The following is a 932-nucleotide window of genomic DNA, read 5'->3' as shown; positions in this document are numbered from 1 at the left end:
ACGAAAAAAGACCAGGCCATGATCCTTTTTCGTGATGCTGTCGCGATGGTGGATCAGTCCCCTGCGTTAGCACAGCGAATAAATAAATCAGGCGGTGCCGGGAAAGAGTGGAACCTTGCATTTCTTCAGACAGGCTCATTTTTCCGGCCTATCAGTTCGGATGATGGGCAGTCAGGGCCACGCCCACACTGTGCACTGATTGACGAAATTCACGAGCACAAAAACAACCAGGTTGTGGAAATGATGCGCGCCGGGACGAAAGGTCGTCGCCAGGCGTTGATTTTCATGATCACTAACAGCGGCCACGACAAAACCAGCGTCTGCTACGACTATCACGAGTATGGGCGTAAAGTTGCCGAAGGCTCGATTGAGGATGACAGTTTCTTTTCTTTCATTTGCTCCCTGGACGAAGGAGAAGACCCATTCAAGGACGAGTCCTGCTGGAAAAAAGCAAACCCCTCTCTTGGTCATACTTTTACCGATCGCTACCTGCGTGAGCAGGTTACTCAGGCTCGGGGGATGCCGTCGAAGGAAAGCATTGTTCGGCGGTTAAACTTCTGTCAGTGGGTGGATGCCGATAACCCATGGATGAGTAGCGATGTGTGGATGGGGTGCGAAGAGGACTTTGACCTGCAGGAGCTGCAGGGAGAAGAATGTTATGGCGGCCTGGACCTTTCAGGAACTCGCGACCTTACGTCTCTGGCGCTCTTTTTCCCTAAAAAAAGAAAGCTGCTGGTGGAGTTCTGGACACCAAAAGATACTTTGCTGGATAGAGCGAAAACAGACCGCGTACCTTACGACGCATGGGAACGGGGAGGCCATATTCATACCACTCCCGGAAAGGCGGTGAAATATGGCTTTGTTGCTGAGCGCATTGCTGATCTTTCCATGTTGTTCGATATCAAGGCGATCGCCTTCGACCAGTACCGCAT

Annotated in this window: 1 protein-coding gene; it reads left to right on the top strand. The window is 51.5% G+C overall.

The window, feature by feature from the left end; genetic code table 11:
* Positions 1-932 (top strand): terminase large subunit (locus tag RRF55_RS27140; RefSeq protein ID WP_439419204.1); only part of this gene is annotated, 932 nt, incomplete at both ends.

This window comes from Klebsiella sp. K47, assembly GCF_051858335.1.
Taxonomy (GTDB): Bacteria; Pseudomonadota; Gammaproteobacteria; order Enterobacterales; family Enterobacteriaceae; genus Klebsiella; species Klebsiella pneumoniae.
Note: the sequence above shows the minus strand (reverse complement) of the source record. Positions and strands in the feature narration are given on the sequence as shown.